This is a genomic window from Streptomyces alfalfae (assembly GCF_004127445.1).
In the GTDB taxonomy this organism is placed as follows: domain Bacteria; phylum Actinomycetota; class Actinomycetes; order Streptomycetales; family Streptomycetaceae; genus Streptomyces; species Streptomyces alfalfae.
On record NZ_QEXM01000013.1, the window covers coordinates 126,566 to 142,655 of the forward strand.

The 16,090-nt window shown below is 71.0% G+C and carries 17 protein-coding genes and 1 pseudogene; 2 read left to right on the forward strand and 16 right to left on the reverse strand.

The genetic code is table 11. The annotated features are described in order from the left end of the window. Positions 1 to 46: 46 nt before the first annotated feature. The 14 genes from DCW30_RS04400 to DCW30_RS04460 form a co-directional block, all read right to left on the reverse strand. Positions 47 to 304: an acyl carrier protein gene (locus tag DCW30_RS04400; protein ID WP_076681775.1), complete on the reverse strand. Its 258-nt coding sequence runs from the start codon at positions 302 to 304 to the stop codon at positions 47 to 49. Next, positions 297 to 1,169 carry an alpha/beta fold hydrolase gene (locus DCW30_RS04405; RefSeq protein ID WP_076681778.1) on the reverse strand — a complete coding sequence of 291 codons (873 nt, stop codon included), beginning with the start codon at positions 1,167 to 1,169 and terminating at the stop codon, positions 297 to 299. Before DCW30_RS04405 ends, DCW30_RS04400 begins: the two co-directional genes overlap by 8 nt. Beyond that, the gene (locus tag DCW30_RS04410) at positions 1,159 to 2,160 is read right to left on the reverse strand and encodes an NAD(P)H-dependent flavin oxidoreductase (protein ID WP_076681781.1); all 1,002 of its coding nucleotides are present in this window, start codon (positions 2,158 to 2,160) and stop codon (positions 1,159 to 1,161) included. Before DCW30_RS04410 ends, DCW30_RS04405 begins: the two co-directional genes overlap by 11 nt. Next, positions 2,160 to 2,990: a class-II aminoacyl-tRNA synthetase family protein gene (locus DCW30_RS04415; protein ID WP_076681784.1), complete on the reverse strand. Its 831-nt coding sequence runs from the start codon at positions 2,988 to 2,990 to the stop codon at positions 2,160 to 2,162. The genes DCW30_RS04410 and DCW30_RS04415 overlap by 1 nt, the downstream gene beginning before the upstream one ends. Then, positions 2,984 to 3,229 carry an acyl carrier protein gene (locus DCW30_RS04420; RefSeq protein ID WP_232626526.1) on the reverse strand — a complete coding sequence of 82 codons (246 nt, stop codon included), beginning with the start codon at positions 3,227 to 3,229 and terminating at the stop codon, positions 2,984 to 2,986. Before DCW30_RS04420 ends, DCW30_RS04415 begins: the two co-directional genes overlap by 7 nt. Continuing rightward, positions 3,229 to 4,107, reverse strand: a complete 879-nt coding sequence (locus DCW30_RS04425; RefSeq protein WP_076681788.1) for a diiron oxygenase — start codon at positions 4,105 to 4,107, stop codon at positions 3,229 to 3,231. The genes DCW30_RS04420 and DCW30_RS04425 overlap by 1 nt, the downstream gene beginning before the upstream one ends. A gap of 42 nt (positions 4,108 to 4,149) precedes the next feature. Beyond that, entirely contained in the window at positions 4,150 to 5,010 is an 861-nt protein-coding gene (locus tag DCW30_RS04430) for a hypothetical protein (RefSeq protein WP_076681791.1), read from the reverse strand. A 675-nt stretch (positions 5,011 to 5,685) separates the two neighbouring features. Next, on the reverse strand, positions 5,686 to 6,516 hold the full coding sequence (locus tag DCW30_RS04435) for an AfsR/SARP family transcriptional regulator (RefSeq protein ID WP_076681794.1): 831 nt from the start codon (positions 6,514 to 6,516) through the stop codon (positions 5,686 to 5,688). Positions 6,517 to 6,806: 290 nt separating this feature from the next. Next, on the reverse strand, positions 6,807 to 7,412 hold the full coding sequence (locus tag DCW30_RS04440) for a ScbR family autoregulator-binding transcription factor (RefSeq protein WP_076681797.1): 606 nt from the start codon (positions 7,410 to 7,412) through the stop codon (positions 6,807 to 6,809). A 229-nt stretch (positions 7,413 to 7,641) separates the two neighbouring features. Beyond that, positions 7,642 to 9,117, reverse strand: coding sequence for an FAD-dependent monooxygenase (locus tag DCW30_RS04445; RefSeq protein WP_076681800.1), 1,476 nt, complete (start codon positions 9,115 to 9,117; stop codon positions 7,642 to 7,644). Beyond that, positions 9,090 to 9,215 carry a hypothetical protein gene (locus DCW30_RS37880; protein WP_257788557.1) on the reverse strand — a complete coding sequence of 42 codons (126 nt, stop codon included), beginning with the start codon at positions 9,213 to 9,215 and terminating at the stop codon, positions 9,090 to 9,092. Before DCW30_RS37880 ends, DCW30_RS04445 begins: the two co-directional genes overlap by 28 nt. After that, positions 9,212 to 10,057: an NAD(P)H-binding protein gene (locus DCW30_RS04450; RefSeq protein ID WP_076681804.1), complete on the reverse strand. Its 846-nt coding sequence runs from the start codon at positions 10,055 to 10,057 to the stop codon at positions 9,212 to 9,214. The genes DCW30_RS37880 and DCW30_RS04450 overlap by 4 nt, the downstream gene beginning before the upstream one ends. Continuing rightward, positions 10,054 to 11,298 carry a cytochrome P450 family protein gene (locus tag DCW30_RS04455; RefSeq protein ID WP_076681807.1) on the reverse strand — a complete coding sequence of 415 codons (1,245 nt, stop codon included), beginning with the start codon at positions 11,296 to 11,298 and terminating at the stop codon, positions 10,054 to 10,056. Before DCW30_RS04455 ends, DCW30_RS04450 begins: the two co-directional genes overlap by 4 nt. Before the next feature lie 114 nt (positions 11,299 to 11,412). Beyond that, positions 11,413 to 12,111 carry a ScbR family autoregulator-binding transcription factor gene (locus DCW30_RS04460; RefSeq protein ID WP_076681810.1) on the reverse strand — a complete coding sequence of 233 codons (699 nt, stop codon included), beginning with the start codon at positions 12,109 to 12,111 and terminating at the stop codon, positions 11,413 to 11,415. A gap of 367 nt (positions 12,112 to 12,478) precedes the next feature. Between DCW30_RS04460 and DCW30_RS04465 the strand changes: the two genes are divergently transcribed. Together DCW30_RS04465 and DCW30_RS38070 are read left to right on the forward strand one after the other, a co-directional pair. Further along, complete coding sequence (locus DCW30_RS04465) at positions 12,479 to 13,435, forward strand: ScbA/BarX family gamma-butyrolactone biosynthesis protein (RefSeq protein WP_076681812.1); 957 nt, start codon at positions 12,479 to 12,481, stop codon at positions 13,433 to 13,435. Between the two features lie 394 nt (positions 13,436 to 13,829). Beyond that, positions 13,830 to 14,123: pseudogene (locus DCW30_RS38070) on the forward strand (hypothetical protein); the annotation flags it as partial. A 291-nt stretch (positions 14,124 to 14,414) separates the two neighbouring features. On the opposite strand, the gene DCW30_RS04475 reads toward DCW30_RS38070, so the two are convergent. Together DCW30_RS04475 and DCW30_RS04480 are read right to left on the reverse strand one after the other, a co-directional pair. Beyond that, entirely contained in the window at positions 14,415 to 14,615 is a 201-nt protein-coding gene (locus tag DCW30_RS04475; protein WP_076688340.1) for a ferredoxin, read from the reverse strand. Positions 14,616 to 14,620: 5 nt separating this feature from the next. Next, positions 14,621 to 15,571, reverse strand: coding sequence for a cytochrome P450 (locus DCW30_RS04480; RefSeq protein WP_237283272.1), 951 nt, complete (start codon positions 15,569 to 15,571; stop codon positions 14,621 to 14,623). Between the last annotated feature and the right edge of the window lie 519 nt (positions 15,572 to 16,090).

The window sequence follows — 16,090 nt, forward strand, 5'->3', positions numbered from 1 at the left end:
CGCCACCTGCCGCACAACGGCCTGTCCGGCGGGGACGGCGAGGCCCTCAGCCGCGCAGCGCCACGACATGGCCCGCCAGCGAGTCGATCGACCGCAGCACCTCCGGCCGGACGTCGTCGTCCCACTCGAAGCCGAACGCGTCCTCCATCGCCACCAGCAGGGCGACCAGCGCGGTGGATGGGACCCCTGCCTCGCGGAGCGAGACGGCGTCGGGCACTTTGCCGACGAAGGAGGGGCCGCCGAACACCTCGACCAGCAGCTCGCGAATGCGCTGGCGCACCTCCCCCACCGCCGTGTCAGACATGCGCTTCCGCTTCGTCGATGAACTTCCGTACCAGCTCCTGGAAGCCGGCGGGGTCGTCGAGGAAGGGCACGTGGCCGGCCTTGGGCATGATCTCGCAGCGGCCGTTGGGGAACAGCGCCGCCAGCTCGTGGCCGGCCGTCGGGCTGAGCAGGATGTCGTCGTCGCCCAGGGCGATCAGCGTCGGCGCCTGGATGCGGGTCAGCAGCTCGGGACTGGAGTCGCCCTTCTGCGCCAGCGTCAGGCCGTTGTTGAGCTCCTCCGGCGTCGACATGGCGAGGAAGCTCTCCCGGAGGCCGAGGTAGCCCGCCGCGCCGTACTCCTCGTTCATCTGCGTGCTGATGAACTCGGGGTACATGTGGCTGAACAGGGTGGGGATGTCGTGGTCGTTCAGCGTCCGCAGCCACGCGCGCTGCAGGCCCCGGTGGCGCCGCATGCCCTGCGGGCCGAGGACCGGCCCGGCCAGCACCAGGCCCCGTACCCGGTCGGGGTGGGCGAGGGCCACGTCGCGGGCGAGCTGGGTGGAGGCCGACGAGGCGAGCAGGTAGGTCGAGTCGATCTCCAGGCCGTCGAGCAGCCCGATCACATCCGCCGTGTGCTCCTGCCAGGTCGGTTCCTGCGGCAAGCGCGTGGAGCGGCCGTGATTGCACAGGTCGTAGCTGACGACGCGGTAGTGCCTGGCGAGTTCGTCGGTGTAGTCCCGCCAGAACGGGGCGGAGAAGAAGAAGTTGTTGAGCGTCGTGATGGCGATGCCCTCGCCCGTGGACTCGCAGTACAGCTCGACGCCCTGGCGGGTGCGTACCGGCGGTACGCCCTCGCGGTAGCTCAGGTCGTGGTGGTACTCGTCGTGTGCTTCGTCAGCCGGCATGGCTTTTCGCCCTTTCTCGATTCTTGGCCACTGCGGCCCCCGGAAGGACCGGTGCGTAGGCGGCGACGACGTCGGCCGCCGGAACTTCGTCGGTGATCGCCCCGCAGGAGTTGCCGCAGTACAGCGCCATCTCCTCGATGCGGCCGCTGGTCGCTTCCGTGGGCACCGCGGCGCTGAAGCGCGCCACCAGGTAGGGCTTGCCCTCGACCACCGTCCTGCCGATGAACTTGGCGGGCTGGTGCGGGTCGGCGGTGACGGCCGTGGCGAGGACGCGGTGCCGTCGGCCCGGCCATCCGATCTCGTACACGTCGGTGATCACGGTGTCGCCGGCCTCGGCGCCGGTCACCGCCGACTTGAAGCGGGCGTGGGCCCGCGACTCGCGGGCGACGACGAAGGCGGTGCCCAGCAGCACCCCGTCGGCGCCGGCGGCCACCGCCCGTGCGGCTTCCTCGGGCGAGCCGATGCCGCCCGCGGCGACGAGGCAGGCCTCGGGCGCCAGGGTCCGCAGCGCGCCCACCAGGTCGTCGCGGAGCGAGGCGCCCAGCAGGTGGCCGCCCGCCTCGATGCCCTGGGCCACCACCACCGTGCTCAGCGCGGCCGCGCGCACCCCGTCCTCGACCGTGCCCACTTGGACCACCGTGCGGCGCCCCGCCGCGGCGAGGCGGGCGAGCACCGCGTCCTTGGGCATCCCGAAGAAGGACAGGTACACGCGCTGCGGTGTCTCGTCGAGCACCTGCGCCACCTGCCGGTCGAGCGCGGCGGGCTCGACGACCTCCGGGATCAGGTTCACGCCGACGGGCCGGTCGGTGCCCGCGGTCAGCCGCTCCAGCATGGCCGACAGCGCGCCGCCGACGAGCTTGTAGCCGCCCGCGCAGCCGGCCGCCCCGGCCTCGGACACCGCGCAGGCCAGTTCTGTGCCCGCGACACCGCCCATGCCCGACTGCAGCAGGCTCGTCTCCAGGCCGAGCGCCCCGGCCGCGGTCGTCCGCATCAGCTCAGGCTCTCGACGGCGGACGCCGCGGCGTCCGCCCCGCCGAACCGGTCGGTCAGGGTGTGCACCCAGCGTTCCAGTCCGAAGGCCAGGCAGCTCGTGTGCGCGGTCTCGGCGCCGGCCCTGATGTCACACCGGTCGCCGAAGAAGTTGCGGTGGTAGTTGACCGAGCCGATGGCCAGGCCGCCGACGACGAACTCCTCCTTCACCGGGAAGAGCCGCTGCATCTTGGCCTTGCCGCTGTTCTTGTCGAAGAACGGATCGGTGGCCGTCTCGATGTGCAGGTCGAGTCCGAGCTCGGTGCACAGGGCCACCACGGCTTCCTTCGCCCGGACCAGATGGTGCTTGGCCGCCTGCTCGGGTCCCACGCACACGATCTCGCGCATGGAGAAGCCCAGCAGGCGCTGCAGCCCCTCGTAGTGGTCCTCGTTGCGGAAGCAGGTGCCGACCGTGGTGCGCAGGACGCCCTCGTCGGGCAGGACGGAGCCGGCCAGGTCGACGTAGAGGGGGTAGCAGGCCGCGGAGGGCAGGGCGAAGGCGGTCGGCTCCATCACCTGGGCCGGTATCTGCTCGGTCGGCCGCGGCGTCGTGGCCAGTTCGGCGGCCAGGAGCGCGGGGTCGAGCCGGGTCGCGGCGAGGCCCAGGTGCGGGAAGTTGTCGTAGTAGTCGAAGGTGTCGAGGTCCTTGCACCGCATCAGGAACGGGAACCGGAACTCCGGGGCCTGCCAGTCTCCGGCCAGGCGCAGGAACGTCGCGTCGATGGCCCGCAGCAGCCTGAGCTGGCTGCCGTCGAGAACCCCCAGGCCGTTGTCGGTCGTGGTCGTCAGCATGCCGCTTCCTTCATGAAGAATCGGTTTTCGAGTGCCTTGAGGGTGCGGAAGTCTTCGAGGTCCACATCCTCGGGGTCGATCGATTCGCCGCTCAGCTCCTCCAGCAGGAAGATGAACTCGACGAACGCGAGCGAGTCGATGGCGCGGCTGTCGATCAGGTCGAGCTCGTCGGTGAGCGGCCCGACCTTGGGGTTGCGGCCCTGGATGAACGCGCGGACCGCCCGCATCGGTTCGGACATCACGTGATCGCCTCCCGTCCCACGCCGGCCTTGGTCAGGAACTTCCTGGTGCGCTTGAGCACCTGGTCGTGCGCCTCCACCCGTGCGGGGTGCTCCAGTGCCCTGCGCCGCAGGGCCAGCGCGTCGGGGATGCCCGCGTCGCGGTAGGCGGCGGGGTTGTAGAGGGTGCTGATGCTGTACTGCAGGTAGTTCTCCAGGTATTCGGCGACCAGCGGCACCTCCTGCGGGTCCCGCTCGGCGACCTGGCCCAGGAGGTGGGTGAAGATCATCCGGCCGAACGCGACGTGCCGGCTCTCGTCCTGGTGGTGCACCCGGTTGATCTCGCGGGCGATGGGCGGCAGCGACTGGTCGGTGGCCATGTGCGCGTTGAAGTAGTCGACGATCTCTTCGAAGATCAGGATGCGCGCGAACACGATCAGCTCGCGGGCCACCGGGGAGAGGTGGTCCACCGAGTCGGCCTTCAGGGTCGGCTGGGCCGGGTAGAGCTTGCCGCCGTAGCGCAGGCAGAACTGCGCGAAGAACCACATGTGCTCGTTCTCTTCGCCGATGAAGTGGTGCAGGAATTCCGAGACGTCCGCGTACGTGCGCTCATGGATACGCATCACGACTTCACTCATCAGTTCACGGATACCGTGAATGTTGAGGCTGAAGAAATTGATCGCCTCGTACCGGGTGAGGGCTATCTGCTGTTCGCGGGTGAGTTCATCCCACATCGGGGTGCCGGCGAGCGTGGTCAGGCTCTCGGACATCCAGGGCAGGTCCGGTTCGATGGAATCGGGCCAGTCGAACATCGTGTACGGGTTGTAGTAGCCGGACTCGGCGAGATTCTCCAACCGGTCCAGGTCGAGGACGACCGGTTTTATCTCACGTACCGCCATTGACACTCGTCCTTCCAAACTGAGTGACGCGGGAATGGGGGGTCAGCGCAGCGAGCGGATGTCCGCGCGCACGTGCACCGGCGTCCGCGACCCGCAGCCGTGGGTGGCGAAGGCCGCGTTTCCGGACGCGGTGGAGGGGATCACCTTGTTGTAGACCGAGCCGAGGCAGAGCTCCTGGAAGGCCTCCGTGTCCGCCGAGAGGCGGGCGGCCAGCTGCGCCTTGGCGATGTCCACGGTCTTGAGCACGCCGTCGTCGTCCTCGACCTCCACACTGGCGTGGGGCAGGTCGAGCGCGCCGCCGAGAACGCCGCAGAACCAGCCGCGTTTGGCCTCGGCGCGGTGGCCGGCCTCGCGGAAGCGCTCGGCGAGCAGCAGGCTCGCCGCGATGCAGCTCGTCGACCCCAGGGCGTGCACCAGCCGGTAGTCGGCCTGCATGGCGACCGGGACCATCTGCCAGCGGTAGCCGGCGGCGAGGTAGTCACGGGTCAGGCGCCGCAGTGCGGGGGAGATCAGGGGGGTGCGCACGCCCGTCGTGGTGACGGTCGCCGTGTACGCGGCCTCTCCCGCGCTCTCCCGCGCCGGCGCGGCCACCTCGGTGACGCTCCCGCCGAAACGGCCGGCGTCGGGCGCCTCGAAGTGCCAGGGCGCGGCGGTGCGGCAGTCGGCGCACTCCAGCCGGACCTGGAAGTCCCATGTCCTTGGGCGCAGCAGGTCCTCCACCGGGCGTCCCGCGAAGCGGAACAGCATTTTGAAGGCGAGCTCCGGCTGTGTGTTCGACCTGCCGGAATACATTCCGAGGTTGTACAGGTCATTGACGTCGAAGTGCCGTACCCCTGATTGCACATCGAACGGCAGACCCGCGGCGATCAGTGTCTCGATGTCGTCCGGACCGCACCTCAGCATTTCCTGCGCCGCTGACTCCGGCCGGGTCTTGCTGGAGTACGCGGCGGGAACGAATTCGATCGAATCCGCGACGTCCTCCCAGGCACGCGCATCTGTTTTCACTGCTTGAGGTGACACAGACCGTCCTTCCAGGCAAAGACCGAGCCGACTGCCCGGCGCCGACGGTCCCGAAGCTAGCAGCCGCGGTTTGCCTCACGGAACGGTGTTTCCGCATGCCTGTTCGTGCGTTTCCCATATGCGGTCTTGAGAAATAAATACCGCCGGGTGACGCCCTTGTTCAGTCCCTCCCCCGTACGAGCCGGGGTCCGTCGCTGGTCTCGTCTTCCTCACCGGGGCACGGCCGGGGCCTGGGGGCGCGGCGTGCGCACCTCGTGCTCGTCCGATGATGCGCGTGTTCATGGGGTCCCTCCTGCGGGCCGGCCGGTGCCGGCGTGGGGCGTGCGCGCCTCCCTCCCCCGCGCGGCTCTCCGCTGAAGGGGGGTGGCGTGAGCGGGCCGCCGGCGAAGCCTTCGCGCGAGGACCTGCTGACACCCGCCAGGGGTGGGGATGAGTGCAGGTCCTCGCGCGGGGCGGCACGGAATCCGCGCAGCCCTTGACCGCCCCGCGGGTGGGCCGCGGGTTTTTCTGCGAGCGCCCCTTCGGGCGGACGGCGCCGCACGGGGCGGGCGCCTGGGTTCAGCTCACCGCGGCCGGCGCCGTGCGGCCGTCGAACAGCGCGTCCTGTGTGACGTCGGAGGAGGCCTTCAGGATCGAGCGCTGCAACCGCCGCACCGGAGCGCTGGGTTCGAGCCCGAGGTTGCGCACGAGGGTGCCGCGCAGCCGCTGGTAGACGTGCAGTGCCTCGCCGCCCCGGCCGGAGCGGTACAGCGCGAGCATGAACTGGCTGTGCAGGCTCTCGTGCATGCTGTGGCGCTCGACGAGGACGGTGAGCTCGGAGAGCAGTTCGCGGTGGCGTCCCAGGCCGAGGTCGGCTTCGATCCGCTGGTCGAGGGCGCACAGGCGGGCCTCTTCCAGCCTGCGTGCCTCCATGTCGAGGTGGATTCCCGCGTTGACGTCGGCCAGCGCGGGCCCCTGCCACAGGGCGAGGGCCTCACGCAGGGCCCGCGCCGCGCCGGTGTGGTCCTCGTTGTCCATCGCCCGGTAGCCCTCGTTGCTCAGGCGCTCGAACTCGCCGAAGTCGCGGACGCCGCCGCCGGTCTCGAGCCGGTAGCCGCCCGGGGAGGTGACCAGGACGTCCTTGCCGGTGCGGCCGGGGCGCGGGCCCGCCTCGCGCGCGAGGGCCTCTCCGATCAGCTCGCGCAGCTGCAGGATGTAGGTCTGCAGCGTGGCCCGCGAGCTGCGCGGCGGCTGGGCGCCCCACAGTTCCTCGGTCAGCGTGCGCAACGGCACCGCCCGGTCCGCGTTGAGGGCCAGAAGGGCCAGGACCTGTCGCGGCTTGGGGGCCGTGGGGACCACCGGCACCCCGTTCAGCCGTACGGAGAAGCCGCCGAGCACTTGAATGTCCATGTCCGTCTCCCGGTCCACAGAGCCTGCACGGGCGCTGCCGCACGTGCCGCCGGGTGTGGATCCGACGTAAGGCCCCCGAATAAAAACAGCATAGTCGGTTTCTTGGCGGTTTCACAAGGGAGGCCGCAGCCGTCCGCGACGGGGCCGGGGCTGCGCATATAGGCCTTTTCAGGGGTGACCGGCCCAGCGTTCCAGAAAAAAACCGCCTGACTGGTTCTTTGCCGGGGGGTGGACGACCAGTCAGGCGGAGTCCGTGTTCGTGCGGCGGGGGCGGCACGGCCCCCGGGGTGTCACAGCGGCAGGTGCGCCCCCGCGGGAGCGACCTGCGGCAGGACCAGGCGCCAGAACGACGTGAGGGTGGGGTGCGAGAGCCACCGGGAGTCCCGCCGGCCGAGTTCCTCCAGGCCCGCGGTCACCGCCACGACGACCGCCGCCACGTGGCCGGGCGCGATCTCCGAGCGCAGCCGCCCGTCGCCGTGGGCCTGTTCGAGGGCGGAGGCGACCCAGCCCTGCCACAGGTCGCAGACCCTTCCGGTGCTGCTCAGGCCCTCGGTGTGCCCTCCGAGCTCGAAGCCGGCCCGCAGCACGCTGTCGCCTTCCAGCTGCTCGACCACGCGGTAGCTGGCGTCGACCACGAGCTGGATGGGCCCTTGCGGCTGTTCGAACATCTCGCAGCGTTCGATGATGGCGCGCAGGCGGTCGGCGGCCGCTTCTTCCACCGCGAGGGCGAGCGCCGACTTGGTGGGGAAGTGGAAGTGCAGTGCCCCGCTGCTGACTCCCGCGAGCCTGCTGATGACCGTGAGGGAGGACGTGCGGTACCCCTCCCGGCTGAAGACCTCAGCGGCAGCGGCGATCAGGGCCTTGCGGGTGCGTACAGCGCGTTCCTGTTTGACCATCGAGGTGCTCCATCGCTCCAGGCGGCCGCCGCTCGCGAGATGACGCGGACGACGGAGACGACACCCCCGCCATCGGCCCGCCCGCAGGAGAACCGACGCCCTTATGCAGCACCCTAACAAACCGCACAGGCGGTTTGTACCGTTGGGGGGCGCACACCTTTCATTTGGCGCAAAGTGCCATACCCCGGCGCGACACCTTCCCGCCGCGCCGGGCCCGCCTGGTGGCGGCTCAGCGGGGATCGCCGAACCACTGCCGCAGCACTCCCGCGAGCTCCCCGTCCCCGCAGGCCCACAGCACATGGCCGTCGGGGCGCACGACAGCGCAGCGCATGGTTTCGCCGGGGAGCGGGCCGGCCGCCCGCGCGGTGGTCAGGACATGCGCCCAGCCGCGGGCCGCGCGGGGGGCCTGTGCGGTGTCGCCGCCGAGCAGCAGCACGGCACGGCCGCGGGCCAGCAGTGCGGTGAGGTCCCTCTCCCCCGGTCCGGCCAGCGCGAGGTTCGGCATGAACGTTCCCCGCCGGCCCGCTCCCGTCGCGGCCGGGGCATAGGAGGTCTCCTGGGCGCTGAGCAGGTTCCCCAGGTGGGCGCTGACGTCCGGCAGCGGAAGGAGCTCGGCCACCAGCTCGCGCAGCGGGTCCAGCCGCGGGTCGGGGCGCATGAGGGCCAGCTGGGCCCGGGTGTTGTCGATGACCCGCTGTGCCGCGGGCCTGCGCTCCTGGCAGTAGGTGTCGAGCAGGTCCTTGCCGGCCGTGCCGCGCAGCACGTGGGCCAGCTTCCACCCGAGGTTCACGGCATCGAGCAGACCGGTGTTGAGGCCCTGGCCCCCGACGGGGAAGTGCACGTGCGCGCTGTCGCCGGCGAGGAAAACCCTGCCCTGGCGGTAGCTGCCGGCCAGGCGGGAGAAGTCGTTGAACCGGGACAGGTGGGCCGGTTCGGCCAGCGGGACGGCGTGGCCCACGATCCGCGCGGCCTCCGCGCCCAGCTCCTCCAGCGTGAGCGGGCGGCCGCGCTCGGGGTGCGGGCCGCGGCAGTCCAGGGTCATCAGCCTGCCATACCCCCGCGCGTCGAACTTGGCGGCGGTCCAGCCGCGTTCGGTGCGGTGCCAGCCCGGCGCCAGCGCCGCCGGGTCCATCAGCCGTACCTGCCCCATCAGCGCGGAGACCGTCGCGGGGTGGGTGTCCGCGCTGAAACCGCCGAGCTCTCGCACGGTGCTGCGCGCGCCGTCCGCCCCTATGAGGTATTCCGCGCGCACCCGCTCCTGGCCTCCCGCGGTCCGCACCGTCACCTCGACACCGTCTAGGTCCTGGGCGATCCGCACGGCCTGGCTCTCGCGCAGCACCCTGGCGCCGCGCCGGCGCGCGAGGGCCTCGAACCGCCGCTCCAGTTCGGCTTGCGGGCATTTGACCAGGACGGGGGGTTCGGTGGCCGGAGCGGTGATGCTGAGCCCCGGCAGGCCGGCGAAGTGGAACGGCTCGCGGTTGGCGCCCCTCCGCTTCGCGCGTCCCGCCTCACCGTGCGGGAGGCCGCGGCGGGCGAGGCTCTGCACGGTGCGCGCGTGCAGGGTGCCTGCCCTGGGCTCGTCGGTGGTACGCGGCTTGGCCTCGAGGACGCAGACGTCCCGGCCGTACGCCGCCAGGTCGGCGGCGAGCAGCATGCCGACGGGGCCCCCTCCGACGATCACGACCTCGGCGTGCCCTCTGCGCACGTCCCCCCCTGGTTCTCGATGGCGTTCTCGATGGTGTTCTCGGTGGTGTTCTCGGTGTGGTCGGGCCGCTGCTGGGCGCCGGCGCCCGGGGTGTTCATCCAAAGCGCTCCGCGTGGTCCTTGGCCCAGTCCCGGTAGGAGCGCGCCGGGCGTCCCAAGAGCTTCTCCACGGCGGGGTCCACGTGCTGCTTGGCGCCCTCGCCCTGGCGCCGGGCGCTGTCCAAAAGGGCCTGGGCGATGGGTTCGGGGTAGCGCCGCGCCCAGGAGAGGTAGGCGCGTTCCAGGGGGATCTCGCAGCAGCGCACGGGACGCGCCAGGACCTCCGCGAGGTGCTCGCACTGTTCGGCCGGCGAGATCGGCTCCGGGCCGGTGAGGGCGTAGTGCCGTTGTCCGTGGCCAGGGGCCGTCAGGGCCACTACGGCGGCCTCGGCGACGTCTCGGGGGTCGACCGAGGCGTTGCGGGAGTGCGGCTGCGGTGTCAGGACGGCGCCGCTGGCCCGGATCGACTCCGCCCAGGAGAGCGTGTTCGACATGAAGGAGCGGGGGCGCAGGATCGTCCAGGCCAGGCCGCAGGCGCGGACGCGCTCCTCGTTCTCGCGCTGCCAGGCGGTGATCAGGTCCGTGGCCCCCTCGTCGGTGACGGCGAGCGCGGAGAGCTTCACCACGTGCTCCACGCCCGCCGTGCGGGCGGCGGCGAGCAGATTCTCGTCGTGGTCGGGCCGCGAGGGATCGGTGGTGACCACGAACAGGGCCCGCGCGCCGTCCAGGGCGCGTTCCAGCGAGCGGCGGTCGGCGAAGTCGGCGCCGACGGCGTCGGCGCCGGGGGCGGCCTCACGCAACCGGCCCCGGGAGCGGCCAAGGACCCGGGTGGGGTGGTGAGCGCTCAGCAGGCGGGCCACGTGGCCCCCCACCGTGCCGGTGGCGCCCGTCACGACGATCACGCGGCGCTCTGCGGGTCCAGGAGGACGGGGATCTCCCGGAATCCGTTGGTGATGAAGGACGGCGTGGGTTCGAGCTCGTGCGGCGCCCGGGCCAGACGCATGCGGGGGAAGCGGGCGAAGAGGGCCGGCAGGGCCACCGCGGCCTCCAGCCTGGCGAGGGAGGCCCCGGGGCAGTGGTGGACACCGAACCCGAAGGCCAGGTGGTCCTTGCGGGCCGGGCGGTCGGCCCGGAAGGAGCGGGCGTCCGGACCGTGCTGCCGCGGGTCCAGGCCCGTCGCGGCGAAGGAGATGAGGATCGCATCGCCCTGGCGGATGACGAGGCCCTCCTCCAGGGCGATGTCCCGCACGGCGAACCTCATCGGCACGTAACCGGCGGGGCCGCGCGCTCTGAGGGTTTCCTCGATCACAACATCCCAGCCGATGGCCCCCTCGATGACCTGCCGCCGCTGGCCGGGGCTGGACAGGAGTTCCACGATGGCGTTGCCGAGCAGGTTCACGGTCGTCTCGTGGCCCGCGCCGATCATCAGCAGCAGGGTGTCGACCAGCTCCTGTTCGGTCAGCCGCGCGCCGTCGGTGTCGCGTGTCCACACCAGGGCCGACGCGAGGTCGTCGGTGGGCGCCAGGCGTTTGGCCGCGATCAGTTCGGCGAGCACCTGGTGGAGGCTCGCCTGAGCCGCGCGCACCTCGCCGGCCGTGGCGGAGGTGCGGAACGACTCGCTGAGCCCGTGCCTGAGCAGCGGCCGTTCGGACGGCGAGACACCGAAGAGTTCGCAGATCACCTGGATCGGCAGTTCGAGCGCGAAATGCGCGATGAGGTCCACGGCCTCACCGCCGGGACGGCGGGCCAGCGATTGCAGGAGCCCGGCCGCATACTCCTCCACCCGGGGGCGAAGGCCCTCGCTGCGCCGGTGCGTGAAGGCTCCCGCGATGAGCCGGCGCAGACGCGCGTGTTCCGCCCCGTAGGCGGAGAGCATGTTCTTGGCGGTGACCCAGTGGTACAGCGGCCAGTCGTCGCCGATGCGGCCTTCTCGCAGCGGGGGCCAGTGCTGCGGGGCGTCCTTGGACACGGCCGGGTCGCTCAGCAGGCGTTTGGCGGTGTCATGCCGGGTGACGGCCCAGGCCTGCACTCCCCCGGGCAGCAGGACGCGCGCGGCGGGGCCCTGGCGTTGCAGCAGGGCCGCTTCCGCGGCGAGGCCGCTTCCGGAGAGGTCTATCGCATACGGGCAGACAGAAGTAGCCATGTGGTGCGCTCCGTCCTGGAAAGTGACGTGCTGCTGAATACGCGGCTGCGGTTCTGACGTGCGAGGGCGCGCTGGGCACAGGTGCGGGCCGCGCCGTGCGGCACGGCCCGAAGGTCAGCCCCGGCCCACGAGAAAGGGCCGCTGCCCATGCGGGTCCGCCGGCTCCTGACGGCCCTGGTCGATGAGCGCCTGCACCCTGGCGCCGCGGCCCGCGGTGACGTCGAGCTGGACCAGGGCGCTGGGGACGGCGACGCCCGACATCAACACGCGGTACAGCACGGCGATACGCTCACACAAATCCTGCCGGTCGGTCAGAGCCTGGGACATCAGCTGGACACCGGCGAACGCCCCGACGAACACTCCCGCCAGCTCTTCGGTGTCCACATGCGGCTGGAGCTCACCGGCCAGCCGCGCCTGCTCCAGGAGCAGCTCACTCTCGCGGGTCCAGGCCTCGAAGGGGATCTTCCGGTCCAGACTGTCATTGCCCGACCGCTCAAGGGCCAGACGCACACTGCCGCGCAACAGGGGGTCGACACCCATCTGATAGGCGAGCAGCATGCCGCGGTCGACGGCCTCCTGAAGCTTCAGACGCTGCGCGGGCACCCGGGGAACGACCTGGGCGTTCTCCTGCAACACCCCCTGCGCGAGCTGCTCCTTGGAGGCGAAATGGAAATACAGGGCCCCCTTCGTCACCCCTGACCGCGTGAGGATCTCAGACACAGTGGCCGCTTCATAACCGACCTCGTCGAAGACCTGAGCGGCAGCCGCGAGAATCGCCTGCCGCGTGCGCACCGCGCGCTCCTGCTGGGCCACGCCTCACCTCCGGGAACTGACTCAGTGGAGCCTGACACCCCACCCAAAAAAACCGGCAGGTCCGTATGCTATCACCGAAGCGTCCCCCAGACCCCCGGCACACAGCCCCCGGCCGCGGGCCGACGCAGGCACCGGCAGGCACCGGCAGGCACCGGCAGGCACCGGCGGGCACCGGCAGGCACCGGCGGGCACCGGCGGGCACCGGCGGGCACCGGCGGGCAGGCCGAAGCTTTATATTCCCGCGGGTCTATTCCTGGCGAGGGTGCCGGAAATCCCTTGAACAAAACCGGTGGGTCCGTATCTTGGTGTCGCTGACACGTCACCTGTCCCCTGCCACCCCCCTTCGAACGGTCGCCCTGGAGATGCCATGACCGTGCTCACCCACCAGACAGCCGCGCCCACGAAGGCCCCCGGCCGCCCCGCCGTCTTCCCCGCCCAGCTCACCACCACCGTGCCGCGCGAATACGTCCACCGCGCCTCGCTGGCGGAGGTCTTCCTCACCGGGTGCCGCCGGAGGGAGGGCACGCAGTTCGCCCTCACGGGCCAATGGCCCCGCGCCCACACCTTCTTCACCAGCGGGGACGGGCTCAGCCACACCCCCATGCAGGCAGCCGAAACGATCCGCCAGGTCGGACTGCTCCTGGCGCACGCGCAGTTCGGCGTCCCGCTCGGCCACCAGTTCCTGCTGCACGACATGGAGTACTCCACCGACCCCGACCAGCTCCTGATCGGCCGGCGGCCGACCCACCTCGACCTCGAAGCGGACTGCACGGACCTGGTGTGGAAGAAAAACCGTCTCGCCCGGTTCGCCATGCACGTCCGGATCAGACGCGAGGGACACCTCGCCGCGTCCGGGAGCGGGCACTTCACGTGCGTCGCGCCCGCCACGTACCGCCGGCTGCGCGGTGAGACGCACACGGCCCGCAGGCCGCCCCACCCCCGCCCAACCCCCCTCACGCCGCAACTGGCAGGCCGCACACACCCCCGCGACGTCGTCCTCACCGGGACCGGCCGGCCCACCTCCTGGCTGCTGAACGCCGACACCCGCCACCCGGTCCTCTTCGACCACGTCGGGGACCACATCCCCGGAATGGTGCTCATCGAAGCCGCCCAGCAAGCCGCATGCGCCCTGGCAGCCCCCCGAACCTTCACCCCCGCCACGGCCGCGACGGTCTTCCACCGGTACACCGAGCACGACACGCCCTGCCAGATAGACGCCACACCCACACCCGGCACCACCAAAGAAGCAGCCCACATCACCATCACCGGAACACAGAACGGACACCAAGTCTTCAGCACACAACTGACCGGCCGGCTCTCCTGACACGAGCCTGACGCAGCAGAACAGCCCCATCACCACAACACCCCCCGGAAAGCCGGACCAAGACTCCCCCTCGCGTTCCACCCCGGCCAACCCCGGGACACAGACCGCCCCACGCCGGCAACGGTTCTTGGCCGACACCCCCCAACCCCTCGCATCGCCACCACCGCCGCCTCCGCGGAGAGCGAGAACCACACAGACCACTCCCACGAAGAGGCCCACAACCTCCGAGCAAACCTGTGAGCCTACGGGCCTACGGGCCCGCAGGCCCATGAGCCCGCAAGCCGAGCAACGGTTACGGTCCGCGACCGGCCGGCTCAAGCGACCCCGCAAGGACCTCACCGCCCGTAGGGAACGCGAGGTCAGACGCCGCTGACAGCCGCAGGTCCGCGCCAGGGTGAAGCGGAAGGCCACCCCCACGGACGGCATCGCGGGCGTTCGCCGCGCGGACCTGCGAACTGGTGGGCCTGGGTTCGTCCAAGGAGATGATCCTGCCGGACCGGCGCAAACAGCGCCCCGGTATCGGCCTGCTCATCGGCCAGGCAGGGGGACACCACCTCATGAGCCCCTGATCACCGAGGATGAGACCACCCGCTACGAGAGCACCCTCATCTGGCTCCAGGACATCGACCGGCTCGACCGCATCCGCCAGAGCCCGGACCGCCCGCGCACCCGCAAGGGCAAGCCCGCCCGCCACCGCGAGGAACACGGCCGGCCCACGCGGTGCCCGGCCCCGCCGCCCAAGGGCCTCGCCGCGCCCCGGGAACCTTCCACCGCCAGGCCTTCTGACCGCTGCCCCACGCCCGCGACAGCCAGCCCGCAGGCCTGCACACCACCGGCGGCACCGCCGAAGCGGCGGACCCCCGCACCCCCGGGGGCCCCGCCTCAAAGGACGCGCCAGCGAGCACTCCGCGGGCGGCCCGCCCTCCACGGCAAGGCAAGAGACAGGCATGCCCCTGCCGCTGCGACCACGGCGGACCGGTCAGTCCTCGGCCCGCAGGGACACCGCGCCGACGGGACAGGCCCGTATCGCCTCCCTCACCGCCGGATGCGAGACCGCGGACGCGTCCTGCCGGGCGAGCACCGCACCGAACCCCGCGTCGTCCTGCGTGAACACAGCAGGCGCCGTCAGCGCGCACATGCCCGCGCCCACACAACGCTCCACATCCACCTCGATCCTCACCAAGCTCACCACGCGACCGGCAGTTCGCGCAGGCCCGTGACACCCGCGGCCGTCGGCCCTAAGCGGATATCCCCGACGGGAACATCCAGCCGCAACCCCGGAAACCGGCCGAACAGCCCTCGCAGGGCGATCTTCAGCTCCAGGCGCGCCAACTCCTGGCCCAGACACTGATGGACGCCGAGACCGAACGCCAGGTGAGGGCGCGCGGAACGCTCCCAGTCGAGCGTGTCGGGCCGCGCGAAGACCGAGCCGTCGCGGTTGATGAGCGGCGTCACGAAGACGACGTCCTCTCCGCAGCGGATCGTATGGCCCGCCACCTCGATGTCCTCGACCGCCACCCGCGCGACACCGTCCGACACCGACCCGTAGCGCAGGAGTTCTTCCACGACGGCGTCCATGGAGGCCCCCTCGGCCCGCACCACCGCCCACTGCCCCGGATGCCCCGGATGCCCCAGCAACGTGAACACCGCGAGCGAGATCATGCCGGCCGCCATCCCGTGCCCCGCCACCAGCAGCGTCCCTGCCAGCGCGACGAGCTCATCACGGCCCAAAGGCCCGGCCGGGGCGTCCGAACGCATCAGGTCATCCAAAAGGCCAACCCCCGGCTCCCGCCGCTTACGGTCGACCAACTCTTCCAGATAGCACCCCAGTTCACCCCTGGCCCGGGCGGCTTCGTCCGCCGTCCCTTTCTCCAGCAGCCGCCGAGCGCACGCCTGGAAGAACCCGTGCTCGTCCTCGGGCACGCCCAGCAACGCTCCGATCACCGACGCCGGCATCGGCAGGGCGAAGGAGGAGACCAGCTCCGCCGGAGGGCCCTGCGCCTCCACAGCATCCAGCAGCCGGTCCGCGATCCGTTCGACGCACGCCCCCAAGGACCCAAGGCGTCCAGGGGTGAGATGCCAAGCCAGCAGCCGCCGCACATCACGCTCCCGGCCGCCACCGGCGACCAGCGCCACCCCCTCCTCCCAGCCCCGGGCAGACCTCCCACCGACCACCGGGAAACCGCGCCCCGCACGCTCCCGGGACAGCCGCGGATCAGTCAGCAGTTCACACGCCAACGCATGCCCGGTGACGGCCCACGCCGACCGGCCGTCATAAAGAGTCACCTTGCCCAAAGGCGCGGAACCACGCAGCGGAGCGTAACCCGCAGGCGGACAGCAAGGACAGACACGGCCCAGCGGGAAAGGCACACGACCGTCCTGCGTAAGCAAAGGACGAGGATCTTCAACACTCAGTTCATCCATCACACACCGCATCAGACCAATGGCCTCACAATCAGACAGCAGCACCAAAGCCGTTGCTTCCAGCCCACACAACGATCGACGCACACATCACCCACACGAGCCACCCGATGACCAGCCACTCTTCACAACCACCGGGACACAACACACCTGCCAACAACTATGACGGACACAACACACCAACCCCACACCCCTCGACACCGCCTCCAGCAGCCCTCCAACACAAACCGAACA